This window comes from Archangium sp. (assembly GCF_057119385.1).
Genome location: NZ_DBNGVP010000154.1, coordinates 201,933 through 216,257, shown reverse-complemented (window position 1 = coordinate 216,257; position 14,325 = coordinate 201,933). Strand labels below are relative to the sequence as shown.

The following is a 14,325-nucleotide window of genomic DNA, read 5'->3' as shown; positions in this document are numbered from 1 at the left end:
GAAAACCTCAAATTTAGAGGTACCTTGTATCCCACGAAAGCATCGGCAAACCCACACGGGGCCGTGCGCGTGGGGCCGTTGGCATTCGGGAGGGTAACCACGGGCAGATTTTTCTTCTTCATGTCGTTGCAGGGCTCAACCTGTTGCATCCCGCGGAGGTGTTCCGATGAACGACGAGCACAAGCCGGAGTCCACATACGGGGATGAGTGGTTCGCGCTCGAGGACGGGCTCACGGGCTCGCGCCGGAACGTGCTGGGGGCCCCCTACGTCCCCCTCCGCGCCTCCTCCGTGGCATCCGCCGCCCCCGCCAGGAAGCAGGCAGCACCCGCGGCCGCCCTGGCGCGGTTGCCGGAACAGTCGGAGCTGCTGCTGGAAGCCCGGCGGCTCTTCGATGCCATGGGCGTTCACCTGCCCCAGCGCATCAGCGCCGAGGAGCTGGGTGATGCGCTGGAAGCCCTCCAGCGGATGGTGAGGGCGGGAGAGTCGACGTGGAGGATCCAGATGAGGATCCTCTCCACCCTCTTCTGGGTCAGCGCCCACACGGTGCAGGACGGCGTCCACGCGCTCCTCGGGGCGGAGACGGCGGCCACCGGCAACAACGGCCAGGGCCACGAGTAGCAGGAGCACCCGGGCGGGGCCGCGATGGCCCTGCCCGTCTTCGACACCCCCTCTGGCTCACAAGGCGTAGCGCTCGGCGTCCCGCCGTTTGAGATCCAGGCCCATTCCCGGCCTGGACAGGTCCGGTGTCAGCGCCCCCTTCACCGGGCTGCGCGCGCCATCGAAGAGCATCTGCTCGATTCGCACGTGATCATGGAAGTACTCCAGGTGCACCAGGTTGCGCGCCGCGCAGGCCACGTGCAGGTGGAGGCTCGGCGCGCAGTGCCCCGACAGCGGCACCTGGAAGCCCTCGCAGAGCGCGTCCACCTGCAGGAAGCCCGTCACCCCCAGGCACCGCGTCGCGTCCGCCTGCAGCACGTCCACCGCCTGGGCGCCCAACATCCTCCGGAAGTAGATGGCATCCCAGCCGTACTCCCCCGCCGCCACGTTCATCCCGCTCGGAAGCCGCTGCCGGAGCAGGTGCAGCCCCTCCAGGTTGTCGCTCGACACGGGCTCCTCGAACCAGACGACGCCCGCCTCCGCGAAGCGGTCCGCCATCGCCAGCGCCTGCTTCGCCGTGTAGGCGCCGTTGGCGTCCACGAAGAGCCGGGCCTCGGGCCCAATGGCCCGCCGCGCCTCCGCCACCCGTTTTGCGTCCTCGTCCGGGTGGCTGCCCACCTTCATCTTCACCCGCGGAATCCCCTGCTCCACCCACCCCGAGAGCTGCTCCCCCAATCGCTCGAGGGAGTACGAGGTGAAGCCGCCACTGCCGTAGACGGGCACCCAATCCCTCGCGGCCCCCAGCAGCCGGACCAGCGGCACGTCCAGGAGCCGCGCCTTCGTGTCCCACAAGGCCGCGTCCACCGCGGAGAGCGCCATGGCCACCAGGCCCGGCCGCCCCTTGTTGCGCACCCGCATCAGCAGCGACACCATCCGCGCGGGCACGTCCATCACGTCGTGGCCCTTCAACTCCTCGGCGAGCGTGCCGTGGATGAGGCTCGCCGCCGAGGCATCCGCGTACGTGTAGCCGAGCCCCCGCGTGCCCCCCGCCGTCAGCTCCACCACCACCAGGGTGGTGCTGTCCCACTCCGCGGTGCCGTCCGCCTCGGGCGCGTCCGTGGGTATCTCGTAGGCCCGGGCCTCGATGCGTTCAATGGGGACGACGTCGCCGCGCTTCCGGACCATGGCCGCTCCAGCGTCAGTCCTTCTTGTGGGGCTTGAACTGCTCCACCATGCCCTTGAGGGACTGCTTGATGAGCCCGGCCGCCTTCTCGTCTCCCCTGAAGATCGCCTCGGAGAAGTGCTTCGCCTGCTCCAGGGTGATGTGCGGCGGCAGCGGCGGCACGTCCGGGTCCACGTACGCCTCGAGCAGCACCGGGCGATCCGCGCTCAGCGCCTGGTCCCACGCGCGGGCGATCTGATCCGGCTTGTCCACGCGGATGCCGCGCAGACCGAGCGACTCGGCGTACCGGGCATAGGGGAAGTCCGGCAGATCCTGCGAGGCCGGGTAGCGCGGGTCTCCCGCCAGCACGCGCTGCTCCCATGTCACCTGGTTGAGGTCGCGGTTGTTGAGCACCAGCACGATGAAGCGCGGGTCCTTCCACTCCTTCCAGTACTTGGCCACGGTGACGAGCTCGGCGTTGCCGTTCATCTGCATGGCGCCGTCACCCACCAGGGCGATGACGGGCCGGTCCGGGTAGGCGAACTTGGCGCCAATGGCATACGGCACGCCGCAGCCCATGGTGGCCAGGTTGCCCGACAGCGACGCCATCATCCCCTTGCGAATCTTCAAGTCGCGCGCGAACCAGTTGGCCGCCGAGCCCGAGTCCGACGAGAGGATGACCCCGTCCGGCAGCTTGGGCGACAGCTCGTGGAAGACGCGCTGCGGGTTGATGGGGTTGGCGTCGTTCATCGCCCGCCCCTCCACCACCTTCCACCACTGGCGGATGCCCTTCTCCAGCCCGTCACGCCAGCTCCGGTCCTCCTTGCGATTGAGCAGCGGAATGAGCGCGCGCAGCGTCTCCTGGGAGTCGCCCGTGAGCGGCACCTCCATGGGGTAGCGGATGGCGAGCATGCGGCTGTCCAGATCGATCTGCACTCCGCGCGCCTGGCCCTCGGGCGGGAGGAACTCCGAGTAGGGGAAGCTGGTGCCCACCATGAGGAGGGTGTCGCACTCCATCATCATGTCCCAGCTGGGCTTGGTGCCCAGCAGGCCGATGGCGCCGGTGACGAAGGGCAGCGCGTCCGGCAGCACCGCCTTGCCCAGCAGCGCCTTGGCCACGCCCGCGCCCAGCAGGTCCGCCACCTCGATGAGCTCGTCCGCCGCGCGCAGGGCGCCGGCCCCCACCAGCATCGCCACCTTCTTGCCGGCGTTGAGCACCTCGGCGGCGCGCTTGAGGTCCTTCTCCTGGGGAATCACGCGCGGCTCGCTGTAGCCCACGCTCGAGTGGATGGAGCCGTGCACGCGCGGAGGCGGCTGGTACGTCTCCTCCTGCACGTCGTTGGGGATGATGACGCACGTCACCGTGCGCTCGGCCCGGGCGATGCGCACGGCCCGGTCCACCGCGTGGCGGATGGCCGAGGGGTTGGAGACCATGACGATGTACTCGCTCGCCACGTCCTTGAAGAGCACGGGCAGATCCACCTCCTGCTGGTAGTGGCCGCCCAGGCCCATGCTCTTCTGCTGGCCCACGATGGCCACCACGGGCTGGTGGTCCAGCTTGGCGTCATAGAGGCCGTTGAGCAGGTGGATGGCGCCGGGGCCCGAGGTGGCCACGCACACGCCCACCTCGCCGGTGAACTTGGCGTGGGCGCACGCCATGAAGGCGGCCATCTCCTCGTGGCGTGTCTGGATGAACTGGAACTCGGAGTTGCGGCCGAGCGCACCGAGGATGCCGTTGATGCCGTCTCCCGGGTAGCCGTAGAGGCGGCGGATACCCCACTGCGAGAGGCGATAGAGCAGGTAGTCGCTGACGGTGGCACTCATCTGGGCTCCCCATCTTCCAGGCGGTGAAATCGCACTGGCTGAAATTGGGGTTGGCCCGGGAACGATGGGAACCCACGGGGAGCGGACGAGGGAGCCCACGCGGGCCCCTCTGAATCACCATCTTTCCCCTGCAGAGGGGTGCCTAGCTTCACACGGGGAGAAATCACCCATGCGTCCCATGGCCACCATCCAACGCGCGCTGTCGAGGGTGTCACGCAAGCGGCCGCTCTCTCACTCGCTCCCGGGCTCGCAAGGAGGCGATCTCCTGGTGGACGTACGCGGGTTGGAGGCCGACCTGCACCGCGCCGTGAAAGGCGAGGTCCGCTTCGATGACGGCACGCGCGCGCTCTACGCCGTGGACGCGTCCAACTACCGCCAGGTGCCCCTGGGTGTCGTCATTCCGCGCAGCATCGAGGACGTCATCCAGACGGTGCGCATCTGCCGCGACCACGGCGCGCCGCTGCTGTCGCGCGGTGGCGGCACCAGCCTCTGCGGCCAGACCTGCAACGTGGCCGTGGTCATCGACTGGATGAAGTACCTCCACCAGGTGCTGGAGGTGGACCCCGGCACCAAGACGGCCCGCGTGCGGCCCGGCGCCGTGCTCGACGATCTGCGCGAGCAGGCCGAGCGCTACCACCTCACCTTCGGCCCGGATCCGGCCACGCACTCCCACTGCACGCTGGGCGGCATGATTGGCAACAACTCGTGCGGCTCGCACGCGCAGATGTCCGGGCCCGTCGCCCACAACGTGCTGGAGCTGGACGTGCTCACCTACGATGGCCTGCGCCTGAAGGTGGGCCCCACCTCGACGAAGGAGGAGACGCACACCACGCGCGGCCGGGCGCACCTGCTCTTCGAGATGCTGCAGGGCCAGGTGATCCGAAAGGGCTGGCGCGACGAGAACGTGAAGCGGTCGCTGGACCTGTGCCTGGCGTGCAAGGGCTGCAAGGGCGACTGCCCGGTGAACGTGGACCTGGCCACGCTCAAGGCGGAGTTCCTCTCGCACTATTACCAGGGGCACCTGCGCCCGAGGCCCGCCTACGCCATGGGCCTCATCATGTTCTGGGCCCGCGCGGCCAGGGTCGCGCCGGGGGCGGTGAACTTCCTCACGCAGCACTCGCCGAGCAAGGAATGGCTGCAGAAGCTCGGAGGCATGGCGACGGAGCGGAAGATGCCCCGCTTCGCCCCCGAGTCCTTCCAACACTGGGCGGCACGCCGGCCGGTGTCCCAGGGCAAGGGACGGCGGCGGGTGATGCTGTGGCCGGACACCTTCAACAACCACTTCTTCCCGGAGACGGGGGCCTCGGCGCTGGAGGTGCTGGAGGACGCGGGCTTCGAGGTGGTGGTGCCCCAGGGCTTCCTGTGCTGCGGCCGGCCCTTGTACGACTTCGGCATGCTGCCCACGGCGAAGTGGCTGCTGAGGCGCACGCTCCACCGGTTGCAGCCGTACATCGAAGCGGGCGTTCCACTCGTGGGGCTGGAGCCGAGCTGCGTGTCCGTGTTCCGCGACGAGCTGCGCAACCTCTTCCCGGACGCGGGCCTGGCCGAGCAGCTGCGGCGGCAGACGTTCCTCTTCAGCGAGTTCCTCGACACGTACGCGAAGGACGCGCGGTTGCCGCGCCTGGAGAAGAAGGCGGTGGTGCACGGGCACTGCCACCACAAGTCGCTCTTCCAGCTCACCGACGAGAAGTCCCTGCTGGACAGGCTGGGCCTGGACTACGAGGTGCCGGAGACGGGCTGCTGCGGCATGGCGGGCTCGTTCGGCTTCGAGGCCGGAGAGAAGTACGAAGTCTCCCAGAAGGTGGGCGAGCGCGTGCTGCTGCCCAAGGTGCGGGAGACGCCCAGGGACACGCTCCTCATCGCCGATGGCTTCAGCTGCCGGGAGCAGATTTCCCAGAACACGGATCGCCAGGCGCTGCACGTGGCGCAGGTGGTGCGGATGGCGAAGGCCTACGGGGCGGCGGGCCCCTCGGGCGAGTACCCCGAGCGTGGCTGGGTGACGAATGGGTTGGGCAAGCCTCCGCCCCGCTGGGGACTGCGCGCGGCGGTGGTGGGCGTCGTGGGCCTGCTGCTTGGGGGTTCGTGGCTGCTGCGCAACGGCGCCTCTTCAACTGGTCACTGGCGGGCATACCCGTGACGTGGGGTTGTAATCCTCGAAGTCCGAGGTAGTCTCCGCGGCCCATGGACACTCCCCTCTCGACCCGGACCGCGATCCTGACCGTGCTGGTGCAGGACAGGAGTTTCGGACTGGAGCTGATCGAGAAGGTCCGTGCGCGGACCGGGGGGAAGATCGTCCTGGACGAGGGCTCGGTGTACCCCGCCCTCAAGGCGCTCGAGCGCGAGGGCCTGGTGCGCAGCTTCGAGGGAGAGCCCCTGGCGGAGCGCGGGGGCCGGCCGAGGCGCTACTACGAGCTGACAGGCAAGGGCCGGCGTGCCGCGCTCGAACAGAAGCGGTCCGTGCCCGGAGGACTGCTGAGACCCGCGGGAGCCTTCTGAGTCGCCACCGCGTGCTCGGTTATGCGGTATAGGGGTCCAAGGCTCACGCCCCCCCATATGCTCTGGCTCCTGTTCGCAGACACCGTCCCGGAGTTCATTGCCTGCCTGTTCGCGGTGGGCACCCGTGCGCCGCTCAGCTCCCGGAATTTTCCCCTCGAGGGGGCACCATGACGGCGGAGCGGAACACGTCGGAGGCCCGGCTCGCGGGCATCATCTCCCTGGCCGCGGACGCCATCATCTCCGTGGATGGCCAGGGACGCATCACCCTCTTCAACTCCGGGGCGGAGCAGATCTTCGGCTACAGCGCCCAGGAGATCCTCGGTCAGCCGCTGGAGCTGCTCCTCCCCGAGCGCTTCCGGGGCGGCCATCCCGGGCACCTCGACGCCTTCGGACGGGGGCCGGTGGCCTCCCGGAGGATGGCCGAGCGCCAGCCCATCTTCGGCCGGAGGAAGAACGGAGAGGAGTTCCCCGCCGAGGCCGCCATCTCCCGGATGGAGGTGGAGGGCGAGCGGGTGCTGACGGCCATCCTGCGGGACGTCTCGCTGCAGAAGCAGGTGGAGGCGGAGCACCGTTTCCTGGCGCGGGCCGGGGAGACGCTCTCCAGTTCCCTGGACGCCGAGCGCACGCTGGCCGAAGTGGCGAGGCTCACGGTGGAGTCGCTGGCGGACTGGTGCATGGTGTACGTCTCGGAGGGCGAGCACGTGCGCCGGCTGGAGGTGGCCCACCACCTGCCCGGACAGCGGGAGCTGGCCACGGCCCTGCGCGAGTCCCGCATCGACATGAGCCGGCCCTTCCTCGGGCGCGACGTGCTGATGCGGCGCGAGCCCCTGCTCATTCCCGTCATCACCCCCGAGGCGCTGGAGTCCATGGCCCAGGGCGGCGAGCACCTGTCCCTGCTGCGGCGGCTCGAGCCGCGCTCGCTCATGGGCGTGCCGCTCGTGAGCGGTGAGAAGCTGCTGGGGGCGTTGCTCTTCATCTCGACCCGCCCGGGGCGCGGCTATGGCGCGGCGGACGTGGAGTTCGCCCAGGGGCTGGCACGGCTGGCGAGCCTGGCCCTGGAGAACGCCCGGCTCTACCAGTCCGCCCAGCGCGCGACGAAGGTGCGCGACGAGGTGCTGGGCATCGTGGCCCATGACTTGCGCAGCCCGCTCAACTCCATCTCCCTTTGGACCCAGGTGGTCGAGCGGCAGATCCAGAAGCTGGGCCCGGCGGACCTCCAGACGCGGAGCCAGGAGGCCCTGGGCTCCATCGCCTCCGCGTGCCGGCGCATGAGCCGGCTCCTCCAGGATCTCCTGGACGTGGCGCGGCTGGAGGCGGGCCGGCTGTCGTTGAGCGTGAGCCCCCAGACCCCCGCCAGCCTGCTCCGGGAAGCCGTCGACTCGGCCCGTCCCGAGGCCACGGGGCTCCAGCTGCACCTGGAGGCACCCCAGGAGGCGCCCCCGGTCCTGGCCGATCGCGATCGGCTGCTCCAGGTCTTCTCCAACCTGCTGGGCAACGCGGTGAAGTTCACGCCTTCGGGAGGGGAGATCCGGGCGGGCGCGAACGTGGAGGGCGAGGAGGTCCGCTTCTATGTGCGCGATACCGGTCCGGGGATTCCCGCCGAGTCGCTCGTGCACATCTTCGATCGCTTCTGGCAGGCGAACCGGGCGGACCGCCGCGGAGCGGGCCTCGGGTTGTCCATCGCCAAGGGCATCGTCGAGGCGCACGGGGGAAGGCTCCAGGTGGAGAGCGAGCCGGGCCGTGGCAGCACCTTCTCCTTCACCGTGCCTGCCGTGCCTCGAGCGAAGCCGCGCTGAAACGCCATGACCTCCCCTCTCCTGCTGACGATCCTCGTGACCACGCTCACCTCCAACACGCCCCCGTCCCCGGAGTTCGGCGCCGACGCCGCGACGCGCTTCGCGCAGCTGGCGCTCGCCTGCGTCCACAAGGAGTACCCGAACAAGATCGCGCACGTGATGACGGGCGACGCGGATGTGCGCCCGCCTCGCGAGCTGACCCCGGCCTTCTACGGCTGCTACGACTGGCACTCGGCCGTGCACGGGCACTGGCTGCTGGTGCGGCTGGCGCGGACCTTTCCGGAGGCGCCCTTCGCCGCGCGCGCCCGGGAGGCGGTGGCGAAGAGCCTGACGCCCGCGAACATCGAGGCGGAGGTGCGCTACCTGAGCGCCCCGGGCCGGGTGTCCTTCGAGCGCCCCTATGGGCTGGCGTGGCTGCTCCAGCTCGCGGCGGAGCTGCGGGAGTGGGACGATCCCCAGGCACGCGAGTGGTCGGCCACGCTGAAGCCGTTGGAAGCGCGCGCGGCCGATCGGATCCGGGAGTGGCTGCCCAAGCTCTCGCGGCCCATCCGCGAGGGCGAGCATGATCAGACGGCCTTCTCCTTCGGGCTCATCCTCGACTGGGCGCGGCGGGCGGAGGATCGCGCGATGGAGCAGTTGCTGACGTCGCGGGTGGAGACCTTCTACGGGAAGGACGTCCGGGGCCCGCTCGCGTACGAGCCCTCGGGGCAGGACTTCCTCTCGCCGTGCCTGGCGGAGGCCGACCTGATGCGGCGGCTCCTCTCTCCGGCGCGCTTCGCCACGTGGCTGCGCGGCTTCCTGCCGGAGATTCCCACGGATGGCTCCACGGCCTGGCTCGCCCCGGCGGTGGTGACGGACCCGAGCGATCCGAAGCTGGCGCACCTGGATGGCCTGAACCTGAGCCGGGCGTGGATGCTGGACGGCATCGTGTCCGGACTGCCGCCCGCGGACAAACGGCTGCGCTCGCTGCGGGCGACGGCGAAGCTCCACCGCGAGGCGGGGCTCCAGGCGGTGACGGGAGCCCACTACGAAGGCGGACACTGGCTGGGCAGCTTCGCCGTGTACCTCGTCACGAACAGGGGCCTGCGCAAGCCCTGACGGAGCGGCTCACCCCCCGCTGCCGGGCTGGCGAGGCTCCGCTGGCGAGGGGATGAGGATGAGCGCCTCCTGCGGCGGGATGAGGTACTCCGCGCCCTTCTCCGTCACCACGGCCATCTCCTCGACGGAGAGCGTCTTCGTCTCGCCGGGAGTCGCGAGCTTCCAGGCGAAGAAGCCGTCGAAGCCGAAGACCTGACCAGGACGCAGGGGCCGGAGCGCCCAGCCCTCGGGCGGCTTGCCCTTCTGCGCACCCGAGAGCGCCGGGCCCACGTCGTGCGCCCAGTAGCCCACGGGGTGGCCCGTGCCCCACATCACCGGCTCCGAGCCCGCCTCGCGCATCCAGTCCCGCTGGGCCTTGTCCACGTCATAGCCGCGCACCCCGGGCTTCATGGCCGCGAGCGCCACGCGGCTGCCCTTCTTCGACTTCTCCCACTTCTCCAGTGCCTCGGCGGGAGGCCGCGTCTCGCCCGGGGCGAGCACATAGGCGAAGCGCTGGATGTCGGTGCTCCACATCCCCTCCACCTTGATGCCGAAGTCCATCTGGATGAAGTCACCCGGCTGGATGACCCGGTCGGTCGCGTGCGAGTGGCCCCGGTCCGGGCCGGAGTTCACGTTGGGGTTCTGGTCGGGCTGCCAGCCGTCCTCCACGCCCAGCTCGGCCATGCGCTTCTTGAGGAAGCGCGCCACGTCCGAGTCACGCGTCCTGCCCGGAACGACGGTGCGGTAGGCCTCCTCCTGGAGCGAGGCCGTCAGCGCCGCGGCGCGCCGCATGATCTCCACCTCCTCGGGGAGCTTCACGGACAGCCACTCGAAGACGAGCTCCTCGGCGGAGACGATGCGGCGGCGCAGCGCGGGAGAGAGCGCCGCCTCGAGCCGCTGACGCTGGGTGGCCGACAGCCCGTCCGCCACGGTGAGGTGGCTCGAGGAGTTCACCGCGATGCGCTGGGGCTTCGCCTCGGCGAGCGCCGTGGCCACGCGGGCGAACAGGTCCGTGCCGCGCTCCAGGGAGACCACCTCGTCGAAGGGGCCCACGTCCTGGAGGGCCTTGGCCTCACCCGCCGGAGACAGCGCGAGCGAGCGCACCCCGCCCTTCTGCTTCAGGAACAGGAAGGCCGCCTGGGCCCCGGTGTTCTCACAGCCCACGTGCATGGCCAGGGGATCGTTGTCGTTCTCGCGGCAGATCACGACCCAGGCATCCACCTGCGCCAGCTCCATGGCGCGCGGGAGCAGTTGCTGGATGCGGGCCTTGCGGATGCGGGGCCAGGAGCTCTGGGCGTGGGAGTCGGCGGCGCTGGCGGGCAGCGCCGTCAGGAGCAGCAAGGCGGAAATCAGGGCACGGCGCATCGAGGTGGGGCCTCCGGACGAGCGACAGGGCCCACCATTCTCACACGTCCCGCTGGACCGCGACCAAACGGATGGCCTTTTCCGGGCACGCGACGACGCACAGGCCACACGCCTGGCACTGGTCCGCCTGGGGCGTATAGGCCGTCTTCCGCCCGTGCACGATGCTCTTGAGCTTCCCGAGCACGGAGAGCCCGGCGAAGTCGGAATCCTCCATGCGGCGGACCTCGAAGACGCCGTAGGGGCAGACCTCCACGCAATCGCGCTTGCCCTCGCACCTGCTCCGGTCGACCACGGGGACGAAGCTCCCGGCCTCGGCCCGGCACTGCTCGCCAGGACGATCCGGGTGCGCGGCCGCGCGCCGGGCCTTCTCTCGATTCAGCGACTCTGGCATCAGACGCTCCTCCTCGGCACTGTACCGCTTCGAGGGGTGAGCCGCGAAGGTTGGCGGGCGAGCAGAGGAGCGCCGGGAGGGCATCCGGCCCTTCAACATCTCCTGGGGACCGGGCTGGCGGGTGCTAAGGTGCGCGGCCGATGAAGCGCATTCTTCTCGTCCTGGTTGGGATGTTCGTCCTCGCGGTGGGCGGTGTTGCCGGCACGTTCTTCTGGGCGGAGCGCGAGGTCCAACGCGCCGTGGCCCCGCCGGGCGCCCCCTCCGTGGAATTCACCGTGCCCAAGGGCACCACGGGCCGCGGTCTGGGCACCCAGCTCGCCGCCCAGGGGCTGATCCGCGACGTCCGCATCTGGCGCTGGCACCTCTACCGCCGCGGCCACTTCGCCCCCAAGGCGGGCCGCCACAGGGTGAGCCCGTCCATGACGATGGCGGAGTTGTCCACCGCGCTCGAGGGCAGCCCCATCCCCGAGGACGTCCCCTTCGTCGTCATCGAGGGCTGGCGCCTGCGTGACACCGACGAGGCGCTCGCCGCCGCGGGCCTCATCAAGCCCGGCGCCTACATCGCCGCCGCCAGCGAGCCGAGCCGCTACACCGCGGCCTTCCCGCTCCCGCGCGCCACGCTCGAGGGCTACCTCTACCCGGAGACGTACCGGGTGGTGCCCGGGGCCTTCAACGTCCAGGAGCTCATCCAGCGCCAGCTGGACACCTTCGCCGAGCGCTTCTACACGCCAAACCGCGAGGCCCTCGAGCGCAGCGGCCGCAGCCTGCACGAGGTGGTGGTGATGGCCTCGATGCTGGAGCGCGAGGAGCCGGTGCCGGCGCAGCGTCCGCTGGTGGCGGGCATCCTGTGGAAGCGCGTGGACAAGGGCTTCCCGCTGGGCGTGGACGCGACGTCGCGCTACGAGCTGGCCGAGTGGAATGACCGGGTGGCCTTCCTCAAGCGCCTGCGCGACCAGGAGGATCCGTGGAACACGCGGCACCGCAAGGGGCTGCCGCCGGGGCCCATTGGCGCGCCCACGGTGGAGTCGCTCCAGGCCTCGCTCAAGCCCAAGCCGAGCGAGTTCTGGTACTACCTCCACGACGCCGAGCGGCGCCTGCACCCCTCGCGCAACGCCGACGAGCACGAGGCGCTGCGCCGCAAGTACAACGTCTACTGACGGTGGCTCACGCCGAGGCGGCCAGCGGAGCCGGCTCGGCGCCAGCGGGCTCGTCCAGGACGCGATCCGGCACCTGGGCGAGCGCATCCCGGAGGACCTCCATCCCCGCTCCGGCCCGGCAGGCGCGCTCGCTCAGCACGCGCCGCCAGCCCCGCGCCCCCGGCTGCCCCGCGAAGAGCCCCAGGATGTGGCGGGTGACGCGCGACAGGTGCACACCGCGCGACAGCAACTCCTCCACGTACGGCATCAACGCCTCGACCACCTGACGCCGGGTGGGCGCGGGGCGCTCGTCGCCGAACAGCAGCCCATCCGCGAGCGCCAGCATGTACGGGTTCTGGTACGCCTCGCGGCCGATCATCACGCCATCGGCCCACTGCAGGTGCTCGCGCGCGGCCTCCAGCGACTTCACGCCGCCGTTGAGCACGAGGGTCAGCTGGGGGAAGTCCGTCTTGAGCTGGCGGACGACCTCGTAGCGCAGCGGGGGAATCTCGCGGTTCTCCTTGGGGCTGAGGCCCTGGAGCCAGGCCTTGCGCGCATGCACGATGAAGGTGTCACAACCGGCCCCGTGGATGGTCCGGACGAAGTGCGTCAGGAGCTCGTACGAGTCGAGATCGTCGATGCCGAGCCGGTGCTTGACGGTGACGGGCAGGCGGGTGGCGCCGCGCATGGCCTCGACGCAGCGGGCCACGAGGTCGGGCTTCGCCATGAGGCACGCGCCGAACATGCCGTTCTGCACGCGGTCCGAGGGGCAACCCACGTTGAGGTTCACCTCGTCATAGCCCCACTGTTCGGCGATGCGGGCGCACTCGGCGAGCTGCTCCGGATCACTGCCTCCGAGCTGGAGGGCGATGGGGTGCTCTTCCCGGGAGAAGTCGAGGTGCCGCGCCTTGTCGCCATGGAGGATGGCGCCGATGGTGACCATCTCGGTGTACAGCCGCGCGCGCTTGGAGATGAGGCGCAGGAAGTAGCGGTCGTGACGGTCCGTCCAGTCCATCATGGGCGCGACGGAGAGGCGGTGGATCGAGCGGTCGGTCATCGGGGCATCCATGCCGGGGTTCGGGCCTCCATGCAAGCCAGTCCGATGAACACACGGTGAAGAACGAGCCCACCTGATGGGGCGCGATGGGCTCTCTTCGAGGCATGCAATCGGAGGCCCGGTTGCTCGTATACCCTCCGGAGATCCCACCGTCATGGCCCGTGCCTACCCTTTGTCCGCAGCCCGTGTGTGGGGAGCGCCCCATGCGGCGGCGGACCGTGAGGGCCTGGGCACATGAGGCACCCATCCCGTGTCTTGAAATTCGCCCTGGCCCTCAGTCTCGCGCTGCACCTGGTGCTGCTGTGGTGGTGGCAGCGCATCCCGCTTCCCCCGTCTCAACCCTCCGTCTCCTCGCATTCCACCCGGAGTCCAGTGGAGGTGCTCGTCGTCGACGTCCCCCCTCCCCGGCCCGCTCCCGCTCCGCCTCCTGCCCCGACGCGCCGGGGTCCGGAGACGCGCCAGCCCCAGGCGGGACGCCAGGGCGACAGGCCCCGCACGGCCGCACCCGACGCGGGCCCACCGTCAGCCCCCGCGCCCCTCGCCAGTGACGTGCCCCGGGCCGAGCCGGGTCCGGAGAAGCCCTCGCTCCTGCCGGACGCCGACACGTTAGCGCTCCAGTCCGGTGGAGACTTTCCCGTGCCGCCATCCGAGCCGGGGCCTCCGGGCACCCGCCTTCATGCCCCCGCGCGCCCCGCCTCTCCCCAGGAGCTCGCCACCGAGACGGCCCGCGACACCATCGCCCGGCGGCGCGCCGAGAGCGGCCTGACGCACTCGTACTTCGGAGACATGGGCCGGGTGCTCGCGCGGCACTTCCAACAGAGCCATGCGGAAGTCGAGCGCGGACAGACGACACGCGAGAAGGTGGCCCAGAAGGCGCGCGACGTGGGCAGCGTGCTCTCCCGCTCCGGCGAGATGGAGGATCCGCTCGAGCACCCCCGCCGCGTCGATCCGCTCGCGAACGGACCGGCCTCCCACCCCATGCTGGAGGATGCCCAGAAGCGGCTGGCCTACTCGCTGCCCAGCAAATGGACGCACAGCGAGGGCGTGGCGAGGGTGCGCCTCACCCAGGGCGCCGACGGGAAGGTCCTCTCCGTGGAGTTGCTCACGCCCTCGGGCAATGGGGGACTGGATCAGGCCGCCGTCACGGCCGTGAAGACGCTCGGCGAGGAGCTGCCCTCCCTTCCGCCGGAGGTCCTCCGGGGCCGCGACTCGGTGGTGAGCGAGTGGAAGTTCGAGCTGCTGCGCACCGTGGGAGGCCCGGGCGCCAACGGCGTGGGCATCGTCGGAACGTTCGATCCCGTCACCGGTGTCGAGGACGCCCTGCCCACCTTCGCGGCCCGGAGCCACGTGCGTGTCACACTCGTGGCGTATTACTGAGACGCTGCTGCACCGCGCTCCACTCCAAGTGGTTTCAGGGCGATCT

12 protein-coding genes are annotated in these 14,325 nt (G+C 70.3%); 7 read left to right on the top strand and 5 right to left on the bottom strand.

Annotated features, from left to right (window positions below; all coding sequences use genetic code 11):
- Nucleotides 1-166 precede the first annotated feature (166 nt).
- Entirely contained in the window at nucleotides 167-619 is a 453-nt protein-coding gene (locus tag AC16DP_RS37070) for a hypothetical protein (RefSeq protein WP_329726135.1), read from the top strand.
- Between the two features lie 57 nt (nucleotides 620-676).
- Here the strand turns inward: AC16DP_RS37070 and AC16DP_RS37065 are convergent, their stop codons facing one another.
- Entirely contained in the window at nucleotides 677-1,783 is a 1,107-nt protein-coding gene (locus tag AC16DP_RS37065; RefSeq protein WP_329726136.1) for an enolase C-terminal domain-like protein, read from the bottom strand.
- A 13-nt stretch (nucleotides 1,784-1,796) separates the two neighbouring features.
- Nucleotides 1,797-3,584 (bottom strand): thiamine pyrophosphate-requiring protein, encoded by a 1,788-nt coding sequence (locus AC16DP_RS37060; protein ID WP_329726137.1) that lies wholly within the window; start codon nucleotides 3,582-3,584, stop codon nucleotides 1,797-1,799.
- A gap of 169 nt (nucleotides 3,585-3,753) precedes the next feature.
- Between AC16DP_RS37060 and AC16DP_RS37055 the strand changes: the two genes are divergently transcribed.
- The 4 genes from AC16DP_RS37055 (at nucleotide 3,754) to AC16DP_RS37040 (ending at nucleotide 8,974) form a co-directional block, all read left to right on the top strand.
- Complete coding sequence (locus AC16DP_RS37055) at nucleotides 3,754-5,721, top strand: FAD-binding and (Fe-S)-binding domain-containing protein (protein WP_329726138.1); 1,968 nt, start codon at nucleotides 3,754-3,756, stop codon at nucleotides 5,719-5,721.
- 44 nt (nucleotides 5,722-5,765) lie between these two features.
- Entirely contained in the window at nucleotides 5,766-6,080 is a 315-nt protein-coding gene (locus AC16DP_RS37050; protein WP_329726139.1) for a PadR family transcriptional regulator, read from the top strand.
- Nucleotides 6,081-6,247: 167 nt separating this feature from the next.
- Complete coding sequence (locus tag AC16DP_RS37045) at nucleotides 6,248-7,876, top strand: sensor histidine kinase (protein WP_329726140.1); 1,629 nt, start codon at nucleotides 6,248-6,250, stop codon at nucleotides 7,874-7,876.
- 6 nt (nucleotides 7,877-7,882) lie between these two features.
- Nucleotides 7,883-8,974 carry a DUF2891 domain-containing protein gene (locus tag AC16DP_RS37040; RefSeq protein ID WP_329726141.1) on the top strand — a complete coding sequence of 364 codons (1,092 nt, stop codon included), beginning with the start codon at nucleotides 7,883-7,885 and terminating at the stop codon, nucleotides 8,972-8,974.
- Between the two features lie 9 nt (nucleotides 8,975-8,983).
- Here the strand turns inward: AC16DP_RS37040 and AC16DP_RS37035 are convergent, their stop codons facing one another.
- Together AC16DP_RS37035 and AC16DP_RS37030 are read right to left on the bottom strand one after the other, a co-directional pair.
- Nucleotides 8,984-10,318, bottom strand: a complete 1,335-nt coding sequence (locus AC16DP_RS37035) for a M24 family metallopeptidase (protein WP_329726142.1) — start codon at nucleotides 10,316-10,318, stop codon at nucleotides 8,984-8,986.
- A 40-nt stretch (nucleotides 10,319-10,358) separates the two neighbouring features.
- Nucleotides 10,359-10,709: a ferredoxin family protein gene (locus AC16DP_RS37030; protein ID WP_329726143.1), complete on the bottom strand. Its 351-nt coding sequence runs from the start codon at nucleotides 10,707-10,709 to the stop codon at nucleotides 10,359-10,361.
- 140 nt (nucleotides 10,710-10,849) lie between these two features.
- Here AC16DP_RS37030 and mltG point away from each other — a divergent pair, with 140 nt between their 5' ends.
- Nucleotides 10,850-11,866, top strand: a complete 1,017-nt coding sequence (mltG, locus tag AC16DP_RS37025; protein WP_329726144.1) for an endolytic transglycosylase MltG — start codon at nucleotides 10,850-10,852, stop codon at nucleotides 11,864-11,866.
- Nucleotides 11,867-11,873: 7 nt separating this feature from the next.
- On the opposite strand, the gene dusA is transcribed toward mltG, so the two are convergent.
- Nucleotides 11,874-12,902: a tRNA dihydrouridine(20/20a) synthase DusA gene (dusA, locus tag AC16DP_RS37020; RefSeq protein ID WP_329726145.1), complete on the bottom strand. Its 1,029-nt coding sequence runs from the start codon at nucleotides 12,900-12,902 to the stop codon at nucleotides 11,874-11,876.
- A 255-nt stretch (nucleotides 12,903-13,157) separates the two neighbouring features.
- Here dusA and AC16DP_RS37015 point away from each other — a divergent pair, with 255 nt between their 5' ends.
- A complete protein-coding gene (locus AC16DP_RS37015) occupies nucleotides 13,158-14,279 on the top strand; it encodes an energy transducer TonB (RefSeq protein WP_329726146.1) in 1,122 nt (373 codons plus the stop codon).
- Nucleotides 14,280-14,325: the final 46 nt, after the last annotated feature.